Annotated in this window: 13 protein-coding genes; 5 read left to right on the forward strand and 8 right to left on the reverse strand. The window is 35.5% G+C overall.

Features of this window, described 5'->3' with window-relative positions; all coding sequences use genetic code 11:
• Nucleotides 1-54 precede the first annotated feature (54 nt).
• From HNS38_RS02875 to HNS38_RS02885, 3 genes are all read left to right on the forward strand, one after another.
• Complete coding sequence (locus HNS38_RS02875) at nt 55-7,866, forward strand: T9SS-dependent choice-of-anchor J family protein (RefSeq protein ID WP_172345951.1); 7,812 nt, start codon at nt 55-57, stop codon at nt 7,864-7,866.
• Between the two features lie 124 nt (nt 7,867-7,990).
• Nucleotides 7,991-8,860 carry a TerB family tellurite resistance protein gene (locus HNS38_RS02880; protein ID WP_172282826.1) on the forward strand — a complete coding sequence of 290 codons (870 nt, stop codon included), beginning with the start codon at nt 7,991-7,993 and terminating at the stop codon, nt 8,858-8,860.
• Nucleotides 8,861-8,865: 5 nt separating this feature from the next.
• Nucleotides 8,866-9,354, forward strand: coding sequence for a YkgJ family cysteine cluster protein (locus HNS38_RS02885; RefSeq protein WP_253916401.1), 489 nt, complete (start codon nt 8,866-8,868; stop codon nt 9,352-9,354).
• Between the two features lie 491 nt (nt 9,355-9,845).
• Here the strand turns inward: HNS38_RS02885 and HNS38_RS02890 are convergent, their stop codons facing one another.
• Entirely contained in the window at nt 9,846-11,030 is a 1,185-nt protein-coding gene (locus HNS38_RS02890; protein WP_172278201.1) for a PAS domain-containing sensor histidine kinase, read from the reverse strand.
• Nucleotide 11,031: 1 nt separating this feature from the next.
• On the reverse strand, nt 11,032-12,204 hold the full coding sequence (ercA, locus tag HNS38_RS02895) for an alcohol dehydrogenase-like regulatory protein ErcA (protein WP_172278203.1): 1,173 nt from the start codon (nt 12,202-12,204) through the stop codon (nt 11,032-11,034).
• Between the two features lie 187 nt (nt 12,205-12,391).
• On the opposite strand from ercA, the gene HNS38_RS02900 reads away from it, so the two are divergent.
• Nucleotides 12,392-14,017, forward strand: a complete 1,626-nt coding sequence (locus HNS38_RS02900) for an aryl-sulfate sulfotransferase (protein ID WP_172278205.1) — start codon at nt 12,392-12,394, stop codon at nt 14,015-14,017.
• A gap of 6 nt (nt 14,018-14,023) precedes the next feature.
• Here HNS38_RS02900 and HNS38_RS02905 read toward each other — a convergent pair whose 3' ends face one another.
• From HNS38_RS02905 to HNS38_RS02920, 4 genes are all read right to left on the reverse strand, one after another.
• Nucleotides 14,024-15,286: a DmsC/YnfH family molybdoenzyme membrane anchor subunit gene (locus HNS38_RS02905; protein WP_172278207.1), complete on the reverse strand. Its 1,263-nt coding sequence runs from the start codon at nt 15,284-15,286 to the stop codon at nt 14,024-14,026.
• Complete coding sequence (locus HNS38_RS02910) at nt 15,283-17,322, reverse strand: molybdopterin-dependent oxidoreductase (protein ID WP_172278209.1); 2,040 nt, start codon at nt 17,320-17,322, stop codon at nt 15,283-15,285. Before HNS38_RS02910 ends, HNS38_RS02905 begins: the two co-directional genes overlap by 4 nt.
• Nucleotides 17,323-17,460: 138 nt before the next feature.
• Nucleotides 17,461-17,790 (reverse strand): hypothetical protein, encoded by a 330-nt coding sequence (locus HNS38_RS02915; RefSeq protein WP_172278211.1) that lies wholly within the window; start codon nt 17,788-17,790, stop codon nt 17,461-17,463.
• 187 nt (nt 17,791-17,977) lie between these two features.
• On the reverse strand, nt 17,978-18,337 hold the full coding sequence (locus tag HNS38_RS02920; RefSeq protein WP_172278213.1) for a nuclear transport factor 2 family protein: 360 nt from the start codon (nt 18,335-18,337) through the stop codon (nt 17,978-17,980).
• Nucleotides 18,338-18,475: 138 nt separating this feature from the next.
• Between HNS38_RS02920 and HNS38_RS02925 the strand changes: the two genes are divergently transcribed.
• Nucleotides 18,476-19,906, forward strand: coding sequence for an SDR family oxidoreductase (locus HNS38_RS02925; RefSeq protein WP_172278215.1), 1,431 nt, complete (start codon nt 18,476-18,478; stop codon nt 19,904-19,906).
• Nucleotides 19,907-19,994: 88 nt separating this feature from the next.
• Here HNS38_RS02925 and HNS38_RS02930 read toward each other — a convergent pair whose 3' ends face one another.
• Together HNS38_RS02930 and HNS38_RS02935 are read right to left on the reverse strand one after the other, a co-directional pair.
• Nucleotides 19,995-20,621, reverse strand: a complete 627-nt coding sequence (locus HNS38_RS02930) for a chromophore lyase CpcT/CpeT (protein ID WP_172278217.1) — start codon at nt 20,619-20,621, stop codon at nt 19,995-19,997.
• A gap of 212 nt (nt 20,622-20,833) precedes the next feature.
• Entirely contained in the window at nt 20,834-22,597 is a 1,764-nt protein-coding gene (locus HNS38_RS02935; RefSeq protein ID WP_172278219.1) for a long-chain fatty acid--CoA ligase, read from the reverse strand.
• Nucleotides 22,598-22,818: the final 221 nt, after the last annotated feature.

A 22,818-nucleotide genomic window follows, 5' to 3' on the forward strand; every position in this document is an offset into this window, starting at 1 on the left:
TTCTTTTATATTTATTAACTAAATTTTTTTAATTCTATGAAAAATTTTACAAAAATGAAAACGTGGCTGATGCTAGTGAGTTTTATGCTTATTGGTACTTCTATGTTTGCTCAGAGTGATTGGAAAGTTGCTTTGTATGATAGTTGGGGGGATGGCTGGAATGGCAACTCTTTAACTGTTTATGTCGACGGTGTTGCCGTTGTTACTGATGCTACCATCGAAGATGGTGATGAAGCAGAGTTTGTTTTTTCTGTAATGGAAGGCTCTGAAATCACTGCTATGTATGATGGTGGTGGATCTTATCAGTCTGAAAATAGCTATGAAATCATTAATGCTTATGGTGATGTTCTCATCTCTAAGGATGATGAAGACATTGTTGCTGGTGAGCTTATGGCTTATTCAGCTCTTGCTTTGAATCCTGATGTACTTGCTCTTGATGAGTGGGCTGTTGGTGCATGGCAAGAAGGATCTACTGTTGAATTAGTAAGTTCTGGTAACTTAGGTGTTAATTTAAAAGGTAGTGATTTAGATGATGCTGATGATGCTTTTAAATTCACAGCTTTATCTTTACCTATGGACATTGAGCCAGGTGAGTCTGCTGAGGTTGAATTTATGTTCGACGGTGATGCTGCTGGTGCTTTCGAAGCTATTTATGTAGCTACTACTGGTGCTTCTAAAAGTGTATTTACTGCAAGAATTAATGTAGAGTCTTATGTTGCCAATACTGGTGATGTAGTTGAAGACCCATTTGACGCAGCAACTATCACTTTCCCACACGCGGTTGCCGTTGCTGATATTAAGGATAACTATAATACTCCAGCTTCTTCTAAAGTTGATGGTACTAAAGATGCAGTTTATGCTTTTACATTAACAACTGATGATGTTGTAAATGTATCTTCAACTAACGTTGATGCTAACTTTGCTATCTATGCTGCTGACTTTGGTTTAACAGGTGGTCCTATGACAGATAATTCTATCGTAGACGGTGCAGCTATCGTTGATGAAGTGTTATTTGCTGGTAATTATTATTTAGTTGCTTCTTGTAATACTGATTTTGATGTGATGTTCGGTTCTGTGCCAATGCCAGTTCCTGCTATTGCTTTCAACCCTTCTCCAGTAGATGCTGGTCCAGTACCTCCAGGTGTTGACCCATCTAATGTAACTTTAACTTGGGAAGTTGATATGTATGCTGATGAATATCAAGTATTATTTGGAACAGAGTATCCTCCAACAGTGGTTGTTATGGACTGGGCTCCAGTTGCTACTTCTTATAATGTTGGTAGTTTAGATAACAATACTCAGTATTTCTGGCAAGTTAACTTGAGAAATACTCAAGGTGTTGCTACTGTGGCTGACGTTTGGGGTTTCACAACTTCAATTTCTATTCCACAAGGTGTTACTGCTGTTGTTGCTGATACTAATGATGTAACTATTACTTGGGATGCTTTAGATTCTAAAGTTTTCTTAAGTTATAACATCTTCCGTGATGGTGTTCAGTTAAATGCAGATCCTTTAACTACAGCAATGTATGTTGACATGGATGTTCCATTTAATATGACTACTGGATATGATTATACTGTAACTGCAGTTTATGACGAAGGTGAATCTGAGCATTCTACTGCTGTAAATGTTATGATTAACGGTGCTGGATATGTTAATGGTGTTGTTACTGAGTTATTAACTACAGGTCAACCTATTAGTGGTGCTACTGTAACTTTTGCAAGTACTTCAGCTACTGGTGAAACTTATGTTTTCACATCTGATGCTGTAGGTGCATATGAAGGTATGGTTATGCAAGATACTTATGACATTACTGTTGAAGCTGATGGTTATTCTAACGCCTCTATGGATGATGTTGTCGTTGCTTATGATGTAACTGTTACAAATAACTTCGAATTAGACGAGTATCCTTATGCTCCTACTTCAGTAACAGCTGTTATTCAAGCTAACGAAGAAGATGTTTTAGTTTCTTGGGTTATGCCAAGTAAAGGAATCTTATCTTATAATATATATCGTTTTGATTGTGATGGTGGAAACCAAGAATTCTTAGGAAATGTAATTAATGGTACACAATTTATCGACAACAACTGGGGTGGCCTTGTATGGGGTGAGTATAAATATGGTGTTGAAGTTCTTTACACAAACCAAAACTCTGCTGTTAAACATTCTGTATGTTTAGCTAAAGATATGGATATCGTAGTTGACTTCACTGTTACAACTAACTCTGATGATTCTCCTGCTGGAACTACAATTTCATTGTTCAATACAGTAACTGAAGAAGAATTTGGTCCAGAATTACCTCTTGGAGACGATGGTTTAGCTACTGCTTTCCCAGTACGTAGAGGTGACTTATATGAAATCACTGTAGGTTTAGATAAATTTGATACTATTAGAGAATCTTTCGTTATTAATAACGATACAGCATTATTCTATGAGCTTATCGAAATTATTGAATCTCCTGCTGCTTTATATGTTACTCCGCTAGGTTATGCAACTTGGGTTGATCCTAATGCATTAGTAGATGTAACTCTAATGAACGAGAGTTTTGACGATGGTATTTCTGAAGATTGGACAATTACTCATAACGGAACTGAAGCTGAATATACTTGGGCAGGTGTTGAATCATATGGAACAAGTTCTATTGATGGAAGTCCATTTGCATTTGTATTCTCTTGGAGTGGCTCTACTGGCGGTTTTGCTGCTGACGAAGTATTAACTTCTGCTGCTGTGGATGCTAGTGCTGCTGCTATCTTAAGCTTAGAATTTGATCATTATTATAACCGTTATAATGGTCCTGAATCAGGAACTGTTGAGGTTTTTGATGGTGCAAATTGGATTCAAGTTGCTATTTATGGTGAAACTGCTGATGCTGGTTCTTGGACTAGTCCAGCTCATGAAATGATTGATATCACTTCATATGCAAATGCTGATTTAGCTGTTAGATTCCATTATGTTGCTGATGATGAATTTTATTGGGCTGTAGATAATGTTAAGATTTCTGGAATGGCTGTTGCTGGTAAAGAATTCTTAAATTATACGGTATGGCATGATGGTAACTTTGCTGCTGATGGAGTAATGGAGCCAATGTATCAATATGGGGATAACCCAAATAATGTCTTGGTTTCTGGTGAAACTTATTTAGCTGAAGTTGCTAATAAATATGAAACAGGTTGGTCTCCAAAAATCAATTATACTTGGACTTATTTACCTTGTGATTCTTTCCCAGGTAATGACGGTATGATGGCTTCTTATGTTGAAGGTACGGCTAATAATATGGTTGTATGGGATGCGTTAGATGCAGTTGCAACTATTAATGCTACAGATTTCGAAGTATTAGGAACAAACATTTACCGTAATGGTGAAATGCTTGCTTTTGTAGCTGTTGATGCATCTGAATTCTTAGATGCTAATGTTGATCCAGGTACATATACTTATTGTACTGAGGTTGTTTATTCATTAGATGGTGGTACTCATAAGTGGACTTCTTGTACTGCTAACTGTGCTACTGATGTAGTTGTTCCTGAAGATATCTTTGGAACTGTTAGTGGTTTAGTATATGACGCTATCACTATGTTACCTATCGAAGGTGCAACTGTTACAATTTCTAACGATGATCATTCAACTGTATTTACTACTATCGAAGATGGTACTTATGCTGGAAATGTTGTTATTGGAACTTATGACTATTTAGTTGTAGCTAATGGATATAACGATGATGATACACAAATGGATATCGTAATTGCTTATGGCGCTCCTGTAGTTAAGGATTTCGCTATGAATGAATTTGCTTATCCTGTATCTAACGTACATGCTGAAGAATTATCTGATAATAAAGTTGAAGTAACATGGGGTGAGCAAGCTGCTGAGCAGTGGTTCACATATGATGCTGACAATATGGTTTATGGTGGTCTTGGTGCTGCTACAGGTGATTATAACCTTACTTGGGCTATCAAAGTGATGCCAGAAAATTTAGCTGCATTAGGTTCAGCATTCGTAACTAAAGTAGAAGTAGCTCAAGCTGAAACTACTGGTTATGTTGGTGATAACTTAACTGAAGTTAGAATCCTTTCTGGTGAGAATGGTGAAACTGTTCTTTATACTCAAGATGTAACTGGTGAATTAGACCTTACTGGTTGGACTACTATTAGTCTTGATCAAGCTGTTGACTTTGATAACACTGCTCCATTATGGATAGCAATGTATGTTGAACGTCCTGCTGATACTTATAATGAGCCAATTAGTGATCCAATTAGCTTCGAGTCTGACCTTATGGATTTATATTCTTATAATGGTGAAGCTTGGGGTACAATGGAAGCTGCTTATGGTATTCAGTTAAGCTGGATGTTAAGAGGTTATGCTACTACAGAAACTGGTAAAGAAGTTGCAATTGGTAATGTAGACTTAAGCGAAGGTTCTTATAAGAACTATCCTGCTACTAGAAATACAGCAACTGAATTAATGCCTATTTCTGATGAAGCATTGAAAAACTTCTATGCAGATAGAACTCCTAATTCAATTAAGAATGCTAAAGAATTAATGGGATATAATGTATATCGTACAGCTTGTGGAAGTGAAGACTTAACAGGTGCTGAATTCTTAGGTTATACTTTAGATACACAATTTACTGACAACGCTTGGGGTACCGCTGATTGGGGTATTTACAGTTGGGCAGTTGAAGCTGTTTATACTAATAATGTTACTTCTGAGCCTGCATTCTCTATAGAATGTTGGGATAAAGACATGTTAACTCAAGTTAATATGACAGTGACTACTTCTTCTGGTGATGCTCCTACTTGTAGTGTTCTTTTCACTAGTACAGTTGAAGAACTAGAAGATGTTACTGCTAATGTTCCTAGTTCAGGTTTAAAAACTATCGATGGTTTCCGTAGAGGTACTTATGATATCACTGTTACTAAACTTGGTTTCACAACTATAGCTTTAGAAGATGTTGTTATTCATGATACTACCAATTTCGTATGGGAATTAGTTGAAGAGTTAGCCGTTCCTAGTAACTTATATGTTACTCCTACAGGTTTAGCTACTTGGACTGGTTTAGACGAGGTTGAATTTATGCCTTTCGTTGAGACTTTCGATGATGCTTCTTCTTTTGATGCATGGGAAGTTGTTGTTGGTGGTTCTACATCTGATTCTTGGGTTTGGACAGCTAGCTATAACGGAAATGATTTAGATGGAACTCCATTTGCTTTCGTTGATTCTGATGGTGCTGGACCTGGTTCAACAATGGATGAAATGTTAATTTCTCCTGTAATTGATGCTTCAACTGCTGGTGAATTATTTATTGAGTTTGACCAATATTATAATAACCTTTCAGCTCAAGAACTTGCTGATGTTGAGGTTTATAATGGTTCTGAGTGGGTACTAGTATTACACCAAGCTGAAGATTTAGGTGCTTGGGGTGCTCCAGACCACGTTATGATTGACGTTACCGAGCATGCTAACGCTGAATTCAGAGTACGTTTCCATTATGTAGCTCCAGGTTGGGATTGGTATTGGGCTGTTGATAATTTCGTAGTTACTAACGTAACTGGTAAATCAACTAAAGCTATCGTTGAATACTTAGTATATCATGATGGTGCTAACACTAATAACACTGATGTAACAATGTATCAGTATGGTAATGTTGAAGCTGAAGAATTAGTTTCTGGTACAACATACTTAGCTGAGGTTGCTGCTGCATACACAACAGGTATCTCTGAAAAGGCTGCTTACACTTGGACTTATTTACCATGTGATAGTTTCCCTGCTTATAACTATTTCAATGCTGATGGTGTTCCAAATAGTAACGACGTTCTTGTTAATTGGTCAAGTATTGGTGGCGGTTCTGGTAGCGGTCCAGCTGACTATTACGAAGAGTTCGAAGGTGCATTCCCTCCTGCAGGTTGGATGAAAGCTAACCCTGACGGTGGTACTGGTTTCGAAGCAATTGCTGCTGGAACTACTCCTCTTCCAGGTTGGAATGGTGGCGAAGCTGTGGCTTGTCCAGAAGGTGGAGCCCAAATGGCTTATGCTTCTTGGCAACAAGGTGGTGCTAGTTCTAATGACCAATGGTTAATTAGTCCAATGTTAGAAGCTTATGACGGTTACGAATTAGCTTTCTATATGGATGTTCCTTATGCTGATTCTTATTTAGAGAATGTTGACATTTTAATCTCTACTACAGGAACTGATGTTGCTGACTTTACAATAGTAGTTGAAGAAATGACATTCACTTCTTTATTAGGATGGCAGTTATACACATATGACTTAGTTGATATGGGATTATTAGACTCAGGTGATGAGTTCTATGTTGCAATTAACGAGCATGTTGCTGATAACTTCAATAATGGTGCTGCTGTATTATTTGATAACTTCTTCTATGGTGCTCCATCTAAGATGGCTCAACCTCAAACTGGTATTATTGCTTCAGTTGGTGGACGTAACTTGAACTCTGTTCATGCTCCTGCTATTGATGCTCCTTATCAAGCAATTGATGTGAAGAGTGTTAATTCTGATGCTGTTGCAATAGGAACAAACATCTATAGAGATGCTGAATTCATCGCTTTCGTTCCTGCTGCTGATACATTCTATGTTGATATGGACTTAGAGCCAGGTATTTACGAATACTGTGCTGCTACTGTTTATACAGAAGATGATGGTCTACATACATGGGAATCTTGTGAAGGTGAAATGTGTGATGATGCTACAGTTGAAGAAGACTGTGTAGCTCCAACTAACTTAGTTGCTCAAGACTTATTAGGTGATGGATATACTGCTACTTTAACTTGGGGTTCTATTGATCCTCAGTCTGAGTGGTTATATTATGACACTGATGTAATGCAGTATACTGGTATTGGTGCTGAAGCTTCTGATTATAGCCTAATTTGGGGTATTAAATTCACTCCTGATATGCTAGAAGAATATGCTCCTGGTTATGTAACTAAGATTTCTGTATTCCAAGGCGCTAGTGTTGGGGATTATTTAACTGAAGCTAGAGTTATGTCTGGTGACGGTATGAATGTTCTTTATTCACAAGATGTTACAGGTACTTTATCTGAAGGTTGGAACGAGATTGAATTAGACGATGCTGTTGCTTTTGATAATTCTGAAGACCTTTGGATTGGTTTCTACGTTGAAAGACCTGGTGGAACTGCAAATGAGCCTACAAGCCCTGCTTCTGTTTCATTATCTGGTGTTTATGATTTCTTCGCTTATAATGGTGCTGCTTGGACTTCAATTGAAAGTCAATATGGTATCGGTGGTCAATCATGGATGCTTAGAGGTTTCGTAACTAATTCAGCTGGTAAATCAGTTGCTTTAGGTAACGTTAACACTAATGACTATACAGAGTATACTTCTAATGGACAAACTGGTGTTGCTATGATTCCAGCTGATCCTAATTACGTAGGTGAGAAATTTGACTTCGGAGCTTCTTCTAGAGGTTTCTTAGGATATAATATCTACCGTGATGGTACTATGATTGAAGAAAACTGGCCAACTACTGGTTATTCTGATGACATTGGATCTTCTTACGAAGTTTGTTATACTGTAACAGCTAACTACGAATTCTGTGGTGAGTCTGATGCTTCTAACGAGGCTTGTGTTACTCCTGGCGTTGGTGTTGGTAATTTAGAGAATATTATCTCTGTTTATCCTAACCCTGCTAAAGATTATGTAACTGTTGAAGCTTCTAGTGATATCCTTACTATTAAGGTTACTAACTATATGGGTCAAGTTATTAGCTACATTCAAGATGTAGAAGTAACTAGTCATACTATAGCTACTAGCTCTTATAGTTCTGGTGTTTACTTTGTAGAAGTTGAAACTGCTACTGGTGTTGAAAAAGTAAGAATCGTTATTTCAGAATAATCTGAATAGATATATTACTCAAAAAGGCTTGCCATTTGGCAAGCCTTTTTTTTGTACTCAAATTTTAAGCATTTTTAAATCTACAATTCTATCTTTATATTAATTTTGTGAAAATTTTAATTCTATGTCAGTAATACTTATTTTAATTATTGTTGCCATTGCTTTCTTCTATTTCTCTGGAAGCTTTAGTAATGGTAATCAGTCGAAAAAGCAAAATTCATTTCAAGATAAGGATAAATCTCCACGTACTAAAAGTGGTGGTTCTAGTTATGGTAAGTGGGTTGGAGGTGGCCTTGGTTGGGCAGTAGGTGGTCCCATAGGTGGTCTCATTGGCTTTATGTTCGGAAACATGTTTGACGCGGGAAGTAGTTCTAGTGGTCAAAACCATCCCTATCAAGAAGGTGGACCTACTCGTAGTGGTGATTTTAGTATGAGTCTTTTGGTATTATCTGCCGCCGTTATGAAAGCAGATGGAACTGTTAAAAAATCGGAGTTGGATTATGTTCGTAGGTTCTTTACTACCAATTTTGGTGAAGAGCAATCCAGTCAGCAAATGTTGGTTCTTCGTGAGCTATTAAAGAAGGATATCAATCTTCAAGAGGTCAGTGTTCAGATTGGTCGTTATATGGATTATTCTAGCCGTCTGCAACTTCTGCATTATTTATTTGGTATTGCTTTATCTGATGGACAGGTAGATAAGTCTGAAGTGGACACTATTTCTTCTATTGCAAGCTTTATGCGTATCTCTAATGCCGATTACGCATCTGTTAAGGCTATGTTTGTTAAAGACACTGGAAGTGCCTATAAGGTGCTAGAAGTAGAGTCAACAGCAAGCGATGAGGAAGTAAAGAAAGCCTATAAAAAAATGGCGGTAAAGTATCACCCTGATAAAGTCAGTCATTTAGGAGCGGATGTGCAAAAAGCAGCTGAAGATAAATTCCAAATGTTAAATTCAGCCTATTCTGAAATTAAAAAGCAGAGAGGGATGAATTAATGGATTTGGTTAGGCATAAACAATTTGCGGCAGAGCATTTAAAATCCAATAAAAAGCTAGCTCAAAATTTAATCAAGAGAAAACCAAAGGATTTAGATAGTATCACTTCTGATTTGCATTTTGATGCTTTTGAAGAAATAGATTGTTTGGATTGTGCTAATTGTTGTAAGTCTATTAGCCCTATGGTTACTGATAAAGATATACAGCGTATTGCAAAGCACCTGAGGAAAAAGCCCAGTAACTTAGTTGAGGAATATTTGTATCTCGATCATGAAGGGGATTATGTGTTTAAAACACAGCCTTGTCCTTTTTTAGGACCTGATAATTATTGCGATATTTATAGTGTTCGCCCCAAAGCTTGTGCTGAATACCCTCATACGGACCGACAAAAGTTTTATCAATTGCTCAATCTTAGTGTTAAGAATACCTTGATTTGTCCTGCCGTTTCAAATGTATTTACTGGATTAAAAGAAAACTATATGGATAAGAAATAAATATTTTAGAGAAGGATGGTTCTATTTAAAATTATCTTTTACATTGTATTTAGTTTTGTTAATTTGAAAGCCTCAACCTTGGCATGAAATCAGTTAAATCAATGTGATATTCTAATCATTTGGAATGTGATTTATTGACAGATTTACTTAGTTTAACATGGTAGTAATTGTTATTATATTTGTTACTAATCAGTAAGGATTATTATAGTTTAATTCCCCCTGATTTCACCCGAACCTATCAATAGTCAGGGAAAAGATTCAGTAAAATGATTAGGTTAAAAATTTGATATTCTATTATCATTTGATTTTTGAAACTGAAATCTGATTTTTTTTCTCCTCATGGGTAGGAACGATGCTATTCGCACGGATGAGCGTAGTGATAATCATAGCATCGTCATTAACCGAAGCGTAAGATGAATGGGCAAAACAAAAAATCATTTATAATGGGCAACTACAGTAAATTTACATTGGACTGATTAGTAACAATAGTTTCAACCCATTAATAATTCAAAATAGAAACTAGCCCCTTTTTGAGGTTCTGATTTTATTTTAATTTCGCTCCCCATTAGATTTGCATAGGCTTGTGCTATACAAAGTCCTAAACCGGTACCTTCTCTAGCTTCGCTATCTTCAATATCTGCTTGAATAAACCTTTCGAAAATGGCTTTTTGTCTTTTTAATGGTATTCCAATTCCGCTGTCATTTATATAGAAATGAATTTGATTATTCTTTTGGGAGCATCCCATTTCTATCCACCCTTGGTCAGTATATTTTATGGAATTCATTAACAAGTTACTTAAAATAGTGATTAGTTTCTCTCTATCTGAAGTGACAAAGAGTTGGTTTTGGGGAGGAGTATACTTGAATTTTAAATTTTTTTGTGCTATTTTATCATTAAAAGAAAGATAAAGTTGGTTGAATACCTCATTTATATTGAATTTACTAGGGTATAATTTGAGTTGATTAGATTCTATTTGTGAGACAGTAATGATATTATTAAGCGTACTTAGCATTCTTTTACTGCTTCTTAATATCACAGAAAGAAAGGTGTTTTTTTCTTTGTCATCAAGATTTTTATCCTTGAGTAATTCTGCAAAACCTACAATCCCATTCATAGGTGTTCGAATCTCATGGCTAATATTTGCAAGGAATGCAGATTTAAGTCTGTCGTTTTCTTCAGCTTTTTCTTTGGCTTTGATCAATTCTTCCTCATAAATAACCCTATCCTTAAAATCTCTTAATACTGCTACAAGAGCATCTTGATTATCCCAAATGGTTTTGTTTATTGAAATTTGGAGAGATATTTTTTTATTAGTTTTGACTTGACTTCCTCTCCATTCAATTATTTGAGGCTGTCCGTTTAATGCTTTTCCCCATGTTTTATTTAAGGGTTCGGTTAAGTTATCCGAAGGGATATGTAGTAAATTCACCGATTTAATGTCGCCATCATCAATATTTAAAAGCTTCTGGGCGGGTTTATTTATCGAAAGTATTTTCCCATTGAGTTTGTGAATGATTATACCATCAATTGTGTTTTGAAAAATAGTTTCGAGGTTTTTCTTTGCAGATTCCAGTTCCTCTAACTTTTGCTGTAATTCAGGATAATAACTTTTCTTAAAAGAGTCTTCCCCTAATCCAATAATCTTTTTCCTATTTTCTTCCCAAGAGTTTGGCATATTACATGGCTTCTTTTAATATTTGATTGAAATCATCTTGAACTGGAGACCTTGGGTTAGTTGCATTGCATGGATCCAATATTGCTTTTGAGGAAAGGACCGGAATGATGTCTACACTCACTCCTTTATCCTTGAGCTTTGAATCAATACCAAGTTTATGGTTTAAACTAAAAATCTCTTTGATAAGTTGAGTTTTGCATTCTTTGGTATTTAATCCATGATTATTAATTCCCATTAAAGATGCAATATCTTTATATTTATGCTCTGAGTACGAGAAATTATAATCGATTATATGAGGTAATAAAATGGCATTGCATTCACCATGGGGTAAATCTAAATATCCACCTAAGCTATGGGCTAAAGAATGCAAACTTCCCAAACTTGCATTTGAAAATGCTAGACCAGCATACATACTGGCTAACATGATTTTTCCTCGAGCTTGAATATTATGGGGTTCATTAATACTTAATTCAATATTAGCAGCAATCAGGCTGATGCCTTCTCTGGCATAAAGGTCAGTAAAAGCTGAACTGGCATTGCTCACGTAAGCTTCAATGGCATGAGTGAGGGCATCTATGCCGGTACATGCAGTGAGGAAATGATCCATACTCGTTAGAACTATAGGGTCAATTAATGCCACATCCGGTACAATTGCTTTGCTGATGATAGCCATTTTATACTTTTCTGTAGTATTATTGATAATTGTAAATTGAGAAACGTCGGCAGAGCTTCCTCCTGTAGTTGGGATGCAGATTAATGGAGGAATTGAGTTGTATATTCTGTCCACACCTTCAAAAGCATTAATATTCTTATTATTGGTGGTCACAATGCCAATAGCTTTGGCACAATCCATTACACTGCCACCGCCCAGAGCTAATATAAGATTACAATTGTTTTCTAGATAAAGATCCTTTCCTTCTGCTACTTCATAATCTCTTGGATTTGGAGATACTCTGGAAAAAACAATGAAATGAATATGTTGATTCTTCAAAGAAGTAGTTGTTTCTTCAAACCATGGAGTAGATAATAAACCTGCATCGGTGACTAGAAGGACTTTTTTGGCACCATGCTTCAGGCAGTAGTTAGCTGCAAGTTTTCTAGCATCTATGCCAAATATATATTCAGGAGCGACAAATTTTCGTAGCTCTAATTCAATATGATTTTGATTTTTCATTTTTCCCCTAAAAAGAAATACTTATGAATAAAGGTAAGGAATTTTTTTACTTAAATTAAGTGTTTTTTTAGTTCTAATAAAAAATGCATGATTAATCTCTAATTAATTCAATATATAGAGCAATATATAGGCTTTGTTTCGTATTAAAATATATTTTTGTGCAAACATTTATCATAAACTTACACAAATGAATAATTATACTGAAATTAATCAGAAATTGGCTTTTATCTTTCTATTTCTAATTACATTCTTTTTAGGGAATAACCTGAAGGCACAAGATGAAACCATAGGCCTTCTGCATTTTGATGAAAATGCTTCTGAAGGTTATATTTTAATTACACCCAAGAAGAATACATCTTCCTATTTAATAAATAATTGTGGTGAATTAATAAATGAATGGATATTTTCAGAAACCCCAGGAGCAACTTGTTATTTATTAGAAAATGGCAATCTGTTAAGAGCAGGAAAGGATTCATTGGAAATTAGAGATTGGGAGAGTAATTTAGTTTGGTCCTATCCAACCACTGCTAATGGGATTAACCAACATCATGATATAGAGCCATTGCCAAATGGTAATATCTTATGCGTAGCCGGTGTGAATTTTACAAAAGATGAAATTGTAGCTCTTGGTAGGGATCCTGAAAATACTTCAGATTCATTTAGGATGGATAGAATTGTTGAATTAGAGCCTGTTGGTTCACATGAGGCCAATTTGGTTTGGGAATGGAGATTCCAAGACCATCTAGTTCAAGAGTTTGATGAGACAAAACCAAATTATGGATTAGTGATTGAACATCCTGGATTAGTTGACTTGAATTATATTAATAGTAATCAAGCAGACTTTACTCATGTAAATGCTATTGATTATAATGATGAACTTGATCAGATTATTATATCACCACGTCATTTAAATGAAATTTTGATCATCGATCATAGTACCACTACTGAAGAAGCAGCTGGTCATACTGGTGGTAACTCAGGAATAGGTGGAGACTTGATGTGGCGATGGGGAAATCCAGCGGGCTATCAACAAGGAACAGAAGCTGATCAGAAATTGTTTCTACAGCATGACAGCAAATGGGTTGAAGATGGATACCTTGATGAAGGAAAAATTTCGGTGTTTAATAATGGAGGTGATCAAAGTGGTTTATTTAGTTATGTTCATCTTTTAGTTCCTACATTTACTGATGGTGCTTATGTAAAAGAATCAAATGTCTTTCTTCCTGTGGATTATGATTGGTCTTGGAATGGAATTATCTTAGGAGATACTGTTCAGGAACCAAGTCAGTCTGGGGTGATGTGTTTACCAAATGGGAATGTTATAATATGTGAATCCTCAAAAGGACAATTGACAGAGATAACTAAATCTGGAGAGCATTTGATGACTTATGTTAATCCTTCTGGATCTGAAATTTACAACCAATTTGATGTAATTGAAAATAAGGATAACTTAATATTTAGAGCAGAGAAGTATCCTACAGATCATCCAGCATTTGAAGGAAGAGATATGAGCCCAATTGGAATCATAGAGGATGTAAATGCAAACTCAGATTTGTGTACAACTCTACAATCTAGTCAAGAACTTAAGAACGATTATACTGAAATTGTGAATCCTGTGATAGGGAATCGTCTTCAATTTGTGAAGCAAGTATTAAATACACATGTTCTTATTACTGATATTAATGGGAGAGTAGTTTTTGAAAAAGAAAATTTTAGTGGCAATAGCTTGATGATAAATCTATTGCCATCTCTTTATCTTCTTGAACTGAAAAAGGGTAACGAAAGAGAAATATTGAAGTTAATTATTCAATAACCTTTCTTAATCCAAGTCTTTGTAAAACATAAATCTATCTAATAATTCTCCAATAGAAAAGGATATAAATATAGTCCAGAATGGAGTTCCTAAGAAAAGGAAGATAATTGCTAAATCTATCATCCCCCAGCGTACTAATATTAGCGTATTTAGTTTTTGAGGAGGCTTATTAGATAGCATAGGGTATAATTGGATACCTATTCTAATTAAGATAAGTGCCAATAGAAGCCAATAGAAGTGTAGGAGCAAAAGCAGTAAAGAAGTTGTGATAAATATGCTTTGTCCAGAATGAAATGGGATTTTCCACTTTTCTTGCACTGGTTGATAAAGCATATCTATGGATAGTAAAGTCAAGGCTCCTGGAATGAGAACTACAAAATAGTTTAAATCGAAAAAGAAGAAATTTATAGTTAAAGCTACAAAATAGATGGCAAAGAAGAAGATTTCTCTGCTGAGCCATGATTGCTTGATATTTAATATAGCACGCCACATCCTTAGCTTTTTACCCAGATGTAAACTGCTTAAAGTTGCACCAATAATGGCTACAATCATCATGCTCCATTTTAACCAATCAGGGGATTGCATTCCAACCCCTACTGCTGTGAATGCTACTAAAACCGACACGATAAAGGTAAAAACCAGTAGCGGCCATTCTTCTTTTGCATGGACTCGTTTTACTATTTTTCCCTCAACTACTAAATCTTCTTTTTCAAAGAGGCTCATGTCCATTTCCGGGCCCTCCTCGTTTTCTAATTCTTTTATTTGAATAGAAGGATATGGGTTTTTAGCAACTGAAATACTAGGTAGAATCTTCTTTTTATCTATTTCTTCAAAGGAAAAGTCTAATGCATTGGTTGGACAAGAAGTGGCACAAGCAGGAGCCTGATTATCCAATAATCGGCTTTCACAAAAATGGCATTTTTCGACAATTCCAATTTGAGAATTGAATTTAGGCGCATTATAAGGACATTGCCAAATACAATATTGGCAACCAATACAATGTTCTGGTTTATGAATTATGCCACCAGTTAAGAGGCTTTTTGTATAGGCTAAGGCTGGGCAGTTTCTCATGCAATGTGCATCTTCGCAATGATTACATGCCAAGGATATGTGAAATAAAGGAATCTTAGGTAGTTTTGCTTCATTCTCTGTGATGATATTTCGCCATTGTTGCTTGGATTGAAATCCATTTTCATTCATGCAGCCAATCACACAAGCTTGACAGCCAACACATCGGTTTTTATCGAATATGAAATAATTGCTGTTCATATCTTTTCCACCTCCACCATATTATCATGAAAAGCAGTACCGTGGCCCATATCTGTTTCTCTACCTTTTGAAAGTAGGTTAGGACTTCCGCCTTCGCTATTCCAATATCCATTGACCATGACCACATTCCCAGGTCTTAGACTGTGATCGAATCGAATTTTTATAATGACTTCTCCACGTAGATTCCATACTTTGACCTGTTCATCTTGTTTTATTCCTCTTGCTCGGGCATCTTTTGGGCTCATCACCAAAATAGGCTCAGGATCTAATACATTAATACTTTCCAAATTGCCAAATTGTGAATGAATTCTGTTTTTAGTATTGGGACTCATCAGGCTTAAAGGAAATTGGTGATTTGCTTTTTTCTGGCCTTCCTCTAATCTTTCATAAGTAGGTAAATGAGGAACTTCCCATTTATTAAAAGCTTGTTGTGAAAATAGTTCTATTTTTCCTGATGGCGTATTGAATTTCATATCCTCGAAAGCAATTTCTTCTAATCCTGGGGCTAATACTGGACCTTCTTTAAGTTTCTCAAATGTCAATTCATCAAAAGCTTCTAATTCTTTGTTCAAATATTTTTCAATGGCTTCATCATTAGGTTCAGGGAAATGTTTTTTGATGTCCTCCTCAGAAAAACCTAACTTTTGAGCCAAGAGATAATAGATTTCTGTTTCTGGTTTTACTTCACCAGCAGGCTCCATTACCTTTTGTTTTAATTGAACGTATGGATTCCAATAGGAACCAATAATATCGCTTTGTTCAAACATATTTTTGGCAGGGAGGATGAGGTCGGCTTCCAATGCAGTATCAGTTAAAAATTGTTCCACAACTACCACAAAATCCAGGTTTTTAAATGCAGCAATAGTTTTATTGGAATCTGGGTTTTGTGTAATTGGATTTCCTCTCTCTACCCAAGCCATTTTTAATTCTGGATTCTTTTGTTCCATCATCTTTTCGCCTAAAAGAGCCGTTGGAATGCTTCTCCTAAAGGGTTGGTCAGCTTCAGAGGGAAAATAGTTGACAGGTTCTTTCACTTTGTCAAACACATAGGATTGTAAATTGGCATAATGCCAACAAGCACCTTTTTTACCAATATTTCCTGTGATGATGGATAAAGCCAAAATACAACGGGTGCTTTGTCCGCCATTGGTATAACGCTGCATTCCATAGCCAGGGACTAAAGTCATGGGTTGAATGTTTCCCATCAGATCGGCCAGCTTTTCGATGAGATAAATGGGGATGCCACATTCTTGGCTAGCTTGTTCCAAATTAATTTCTTCTAGGCTTTTCATAAACTCAGGGAAGCCTAAGGTCTGTTTTTCTATAAAATCAATATCATGATTTCCCCTTGCAATGATTATTTTTGCTACTGCTAAAGCAAGAATCCCATCAGTTCCAGGAATGGGTTGAAGTAATAAATCAGCCCGTTCAGAAGAAGGCGTTCGGCGAGGGTCTATAACAATTAGTTTGGCTCCTTTCCTTTGCGCTTTTTCTATGGGTAACATTTGGTGTATATTACTTTCGGCTGGATTTTTGCCCCAAAGTACAATGAGTTTAGCATTTTCTATATCCCAAGGCGCATTATGTTTATTTTCGCCTAAAGTTAATCGAGAAGCTTCTAATCCTGCTGGCCAACATAAGTTTCCATAAACTGTGGTTGTCCCTCCAAATAATCTCCAAAAATCACTACTTACAGCATTTAGCATACCAGACATTCCGCTTGCTGCATAGAACAAGATGGAATGACTACCATAATTAGCTTTATAATGATTTAATTTTTCTACTATTTTGTCAAGAGCTTCTTCCCACGAAATCCGAGTAAATGTACCATCTTTCTTACGAAGAGGGTAGAGGATTCTATCTTTAGAATGGGCTCTTTCTTTATAGGCCAAACCTTTTAAACAAGGACCTTCGGAAGTTGCTAAGTTGAGTATTTGAGGATCTATACTAAATATGGTTTGATCTTCGATCTTTACAATGAAAGAGCAAGTGCTATAGCAGTTTCGTGGACAAGCTGTATGAAAGGTTTTTATCATCAATTGTACTTCTCAAAAATATTTCGATATAAATATAGAAATTATTCTGCGGACAGTGATTAGAAAATAATTACAGAGGGAATAATATGTATCGCTTGAAAATAAGCAATTAGAGAGCAAGTTAACCTAAAGGATGATTTACGCAAAATGATCTTTATCCATTTCAAAATCTTCTACTTCGCCATGTTTATCTTCGAATTGGTCTTTTTTAGCATCTTTCAGGTAACCATCGTCATCATAATCATCGTCATCGAGAATCATTTGGATGGCTTTTCTAACTGACATGCGTACCATATAGTATTTATCGTCGCCTTCAAATGGCAGAGCGCTTACCGTTTCGTTATGTCGATTTTTAAATTCGATTAAATAATCGCTAAAACCTTCTGGATAAGTTAGTTTTATTTTTTCCTGAACATCGGTAGGCAATTTTTCAAAATCTGTAATCACTTTTAATTTGCTCTGACTCATAACTCTATTTTAAAGATGGTTGTAATAGTATTTACCTTTCTTATACAATTGATGCTGTAAGGCCTTGGACAAAAATAATAGATTATGCTAGGCTTTAGCAAATGAAAGGAGATTTTTTTTAATAATTTTTAATATTCAGTATATGAGATAGATAGAGTGTTTTTTCAATTGGTATAAGATAGGAATTTTAAGGAGGGATAGGTAGATCATGCAATCGTAAGAGGCTTAATTTGTCCCAATATCCCCTTTGGAATTTTATTTTTTCATTTGCAATATGGAAGAATCCACAACCTCTTAAACCAAGAGGATCTTTCCATTCCAAAATAGCCCATTCACCATCTTCAAATATATTCTCGACAATACAAGTCATATCGGTAGCAGAAAATCCCTCTTTAAACATGTTTTCTATAGCTTTTTGTCCAACAATTGGTTCTTGATTAACTTGATGGTTGATGGCATTAGGGGTGTAGAGGTTAGTTATTTCTTTATAGTCTCCTGTGTTAAATATATCTACCCAATGTTGTACTATTTGCTTAGGTGTTTTCATAGGAAATGATTTAAAATATGTAAAGAATTTATGAATTTCCTGTGATATTCTTTATTACAAGGACCATTGTTATGTGATGAACATTTCTTTTTTTAGTATCTTTAAGCGATAAGGATTTAATAATCAACAATTAAGTGGATGAGAGTGCTGCTGACAGGGGTAACTGGTTATGTTGGGAAGAGGCTATTGGTAGTACTTATCGATATGGGTTTTGATGTTGTTTGTGCGGTCCGGGATAAGCGTCGTTTAAAAGTAAGTGTCAATATTTTGAATAAGATTGAAATTGTTGAAGTTGATTTCCTGAATAATGAATCCTTGAAATCAATACCATCCAATATAGATGCAGCTTATTATTTAATACATTCTATGGCATCATCTACAAAGAAATTCTCTGAATTAGAGTCAGCGTGTGCACGGAATTTTAAAGATTATATGAATGAGATTCAAGTGAAGCAAGTGATTTATCTAAGTGGACTAATCACCAAGCAGGAAGATACGTCAGAGCATTTAGCTTCACGCAAAAATGTAGAAGATATTTTACTATCAGGGAATTATAAATCAACAGTTCTACGTGCTGGTATTATTGTAGGTTCTGGAAGTGCATCTTTTGAAATTATCCGAGATATTGTGGAGAAATTACCTATTATGGTTACTCCTAAATGGGTTTTGACGAAATCACAACCTATCGCTATTCGTGATATCGTTACTTATCTTTCCAGAGTTCTTTTTAATGAGGCTTGTATGAATCATAGCTATGATATTGGGGGTCCTGAGGTACTTACCTATAAAGATATGTTGCTACAATATGCAGATGCAAGAGGCTTGGACCGGAGAATAATTACGCTACCGATAATGACACCTAAAGTTTCTTCGTTTTGGTTATATTTCATTACATCAACATCTTACCGTTTGGCCACTAACTTGGTCCAAAGCATGAAATATGAAGTGGTTTGTCAGAATACAGAATTAGAAAAATTATTGTCTATTAAGCCCATTAGTTATCGAAAAGCCATTGAATATGCTTTTTTAAATATTAAACAAAACATGGTCACTTCCAGTTGGAAAGATTCTATACATGATGAACAATTGAGCCATAAGCTTTCAGAATTTATTGAAGTTCCTGCCTATGGTTGCTATGTTGATAGAAAATCGATTAAAGTTGAACAAATAGAGGAGGTCATGAATAATATTTGGTCGATAGGAGGAGAGAAAGGTTGGTATTATGCCACTTGGCTTTGGGAGCTACGAGGCCATTTTGATAAGTTATTGGGCGGTGTGGGTTTAGGAAGAGGCAGAAAGCATCCCACTCAGGTTTTTCAAGGTGAATCTATTGATTTTTGGAGAGTTCTAGTTAGCAATAGAGAAGAAAGAAGACTTTTGTTATACGCAGAAATGAAGCTACCAGGGGAGGCCTGGATGGAGTTTAAAATAGATAAGGATGATATTTTACATCAGGTAGCTACTTTTAGGCCCAAAGGGGTTCTAGGTAGAGCTTATTGGGGAATGACAATGCCCTTTCATTTTTTCATATTTAATGGAATGATTCGTAATATTGCTAAAGTTGGGTAGTATTTCTACGATTAATTTTTGTAAAAAAAAGAGGACTGCTATATAAGCAGTCCTCAATAAAAACTCTCATCTATTCTAACTCACTCTATTAATCTATTTGTTTCTTAACAAATTTATAGCCACCTGAAGTTGCTCCCCAAACCTGTTCTTTCTTATTGTTCCAACCTTGGTCCCAACTATATAATAATTCTGGACTGATCTCCACAATACTAGTAGCATAGTTTGCTTCTCCCCATGAATTTTTACATGCCCCTTCTTCTGTACTTCCAGCAAAAACTCCATCTTTATATATTAAGGTTAATGCGCATCCTTCTAAAGCTGTTAGGCTATCCGATGTGATCTCATTGAATATCTCTGTGTTTAAATGACCTCCAATATATTTTTTTGGATTTGGCATGGTCATTATGCTTGATGTGAAAGTGGTATCATCTATTTTTTGCAAATGATAAACTCTTTGACGATAAGGTTTACCTGGTGTCCAAGCAGCCGTTTGTTCAACATATAGCCAAGCACCATCTTTGTTTTGAGGCCAAATTTGTTTCATATCTAGAGTAATATGAAGGAAATTGGTGTCAGCTTCTGATTGTGCTAATGAAGAATAAGCGCCTTCCATATAGCTGACTAATTTGGGTAGATCGGCTGTTTCTTTTTGAGCTTGAACTTGAAAAGCTGATAAAAAGATTAAAATAGCTAAGGCTAGTTGTGAAAATTTCATATTCGTTTTTAGTTTTGTAATAATAATTTTGTATTCATCTAGAAATGATGGTCAAATATAGATTGTTTGCCTCAGTTACTAGATGTTAATGAATAAGAAATAGTGATATACTTAATTGTAGTTCCTATATAACCATGAGTTTTTAGTGGGAATTGGAAAAAACGATAAATAAATGTGATATACAAAGAAGAAGACTTTTTAGCTTTCTAAGTTTATTGATACATGCTATCAATCAATTTATGATATTGCTGAGTAACTTGTTTCCTTTTTATTTTCAAAGTATTAGTTAAAGCATTATTTTCAATGCTAAAAGCTTCTGGCATGATGATGAAATTTTTAATTTGCTCATAGCCATCCAAACCCTTTTGTTCCTGATTAATCAGCTCTTTATAGAATTCATATACTCTTGGACTTTCAGCAATTTCTTTTCCATTTTTTCCAACAATATCCAATTCTTTTTCTTTAGACTTTAAGGTTTCGTAGGCAGGAATAATTAAGGCAGAAACAAATTTTCTATTGTCACCTATCACCACAATTTGTTCAACGAATTTATTGGTGCCAATTAAAAGTTCCAATTTCTGGGGAGAAATATATTTTCCTCCAGAAGTTTTCATCATGTCTTTAATACGATCGGTCATAATAAAATAGTTATCTTCATTTATATAACCTTGGTCGCCAGATTTGAAAGTTTTGCCTTGTAGAACTTTGGCAGTCTCCTCGGGTTTTCTGTAGTATCCTTTGAAAATGGTATCTCCCGTGATGATGATTTCATCGTTTTCGCTAATTTCTACTTTTGTTTCTGGCATTACAGAACCGCAAGTGTTAAGGTCATATTTATCAGAACGCATACAAGCTACGGTTGCTGTAGTTTCTGTAGCACCATATCCATAATTCACAAAAAGACCAATTGCATGGAAAAAATTAAGCAGTTCTGGCCGAATAGCTGCACCAGCACAAGGAGTCATTCTAAGTTGGCTTCCGAAAATACTATTGAGCTTGTTCAGTACTAATTTCTTGGCAATTTTATGTTGTAATGAAAGAGGGAATGCTGCTTTTTTCGGACCAATGGTTTTATGACCTATTGCTATAGACCAATCGAAAATTTTTTGTTTGGTTGGACTCCAACGAAGGTATTCTTCATAGATTCCATCATAGGTTTTCTCAAAAAATCGGGGAACCACACACATAACAGTTGGGTTAACTATTGGTAATGCTTCTATTACTTTCCTAGGGTTAGATAAGAAGGTGTTTGATGCACCGCAGTATATAAGAAAGAATGTCCAGGCGCGTTCAAAAATATGACTCAGTGGGAGGAAAGCTAAAGAGGAGTCAGATTCAGAAATATCTAATCTTTCATGATTTATTTTAAAGCTAGTCATGAAATTCAAATGGCTTAACATGACACCTTTAGGTTCTCCTGTAGTTCCAGAAGTATAAATAATAGAAGCAATATCCTCTGAGGAGGCTGCTTTTAATAAATTATCAACTTTTGATTCATCATTTTGGGTTCCAAGTTGGCAAAAGTCAGTCCAAGTCATTACGGACTGATGCTTCTTCTTGATTTCTGAAAAGCTAATAATCGTTTTTAGAGCTGTTTTATCGAGCAGTGAAATGGCTTTCTCTAATTGGCCTTCATCATCCACAAACATCAATTCCATTTGGGTCTCATCAACTATATATTTCAGTTGTTCTTTATTGCTGGTGGCATAGAAAGGAACCACGATAGCCCTAATGTTTAGAATACCAATATCAGCCAATGTCCATTCAGGTTTATTATTCCCAAATATTCCAACTTTAGAATTCTGTCCATATCCTAAAGATACCAGAGCTCGTGAAACTTGTTTTGTCGTTTTTATTAACTCGTCTGCACTAATACTTTCAAGTTGATTAGATTCCTCCGAAAAACTTTTTAGTACTGCTCTACCTTTATAATTCTGCACTCTATCGAGCACCATATGCGAAATATGATCGATCATTCTATATATTTTAATGACTAGGTCAATAAGTAATGTGCTGTAGGATTTGTATTACCGTATTGAAATCCATTATGTTATGCAGATTATATTGTCCAATTAATAAGAGCGCTAAAGTAGGTTTAATTTTTCGATTCTTTATATCGCCTTTACCTGTATTTTACAACTGCTAAAAGGCTGTATTACTGATGACTAATTCAATGATGTATATTGAAACCTTTCCA

Origin of the sequence: Lentimicrobium sp. L6, from assembly GCF_013166655.1 — a bacterium.
Taxonomy (GTDB): domain Bacteria; phylum Bacteroidota; class Bacteroidia; order Bacteroidales; family UBA12170; genus UBA12170.

What these genes read in the sequence shown, in the direction of transcription:
- HNS38_RS02875 (WP_172345951.1), top strand. Translation starts at nt 55, where the DNA reads ATGAAAACGTGGCTGATGCTAGTGAGTTTTATGCTTATTGGTACTTCT.
- HNS38_RS02880 (WP_172282826.1), top strand. Translation starts at nt 7,991, where the DNA reads ATGTCAGTAATACTTATTTTAATTATTGTTGCCATTGCTTTCTTCTAT.
- HNS38_RS02890 (WP_172278201.1), bottom strand. Translation starts at nt 11,030, where the DNA reads ATGCCAAACTCTTGGGAAGAAAATAGGAAAAAGATTATTGGATTAGGG.
- ercA (WP_172278203.1), bottom strand. Translation starts at nt 12,204, where the DNA reads ATGAAAAATCAAAATCATATTGAATTAGAGCTACGAAAATTTGTCGCT.
- HNS38_RS02900 (WP_172278205.1), top strand. Translation starts at nt 12,392, where the DNA reads ATGAATAATTATACTGAAATTAATCAGAAATTGGCTTTTATCTTTCTA.
- HNS38_RS02905 (WP_172278207.1), bottom strand. Translation starts at nt 15,286, where the DNA reads ATGAACAGCAATTATTTCATATTCGATAAAAACCGATGTGTTGGCTGT.
- HNS38_RS02910 (WP_172278209.1), bottom strand. Translation starts at nt 17,322, where the DNA reads ATGATAAAAACCTTTCATACAGCTTGTCCACGAAACTGCTATAGCACT.
- HNS38_RS02915 (WP_172278211.1), bottom strand. Translation starts at nt 17,790, where the DNA reads ATGAGTCAGAGCAAATTAAAAGTGATTACAGATTTTGAAAAATTGCCT.
- HNS38_RS02920 (WP_172278213.1), bottom strand. Translation starts at nt 18,337, where the DNA reads ATGAAAACACCTAAGCAAATAGTACAACATTGGGTAGATATATTTAAC.
- HNS38_RS02925 (WP_172278215.1), top strand. Translation starts at nt 18,476, where the DNA reads ATGAGAGTGCTGCTGACAGGGGTAACTGGTTATGTTGGGAAGAGGCTA.
- HNS38_RS02930 (WP_172278217.1), bottom strand. Translation starts at nt 20,621, where the DNA reads ATGAAATTTTCACAACTAGCCTTAGCTATTTTAATCTTTTTATCAGCT.
- HNS38_RS02935 (WP_172278219.1), bottom strand. Translation starts at nt 22,597, where the DNA reads ATGATCGATCATATTTCGCATATGGTGCTCGATAGAGTGCAGAATTAT.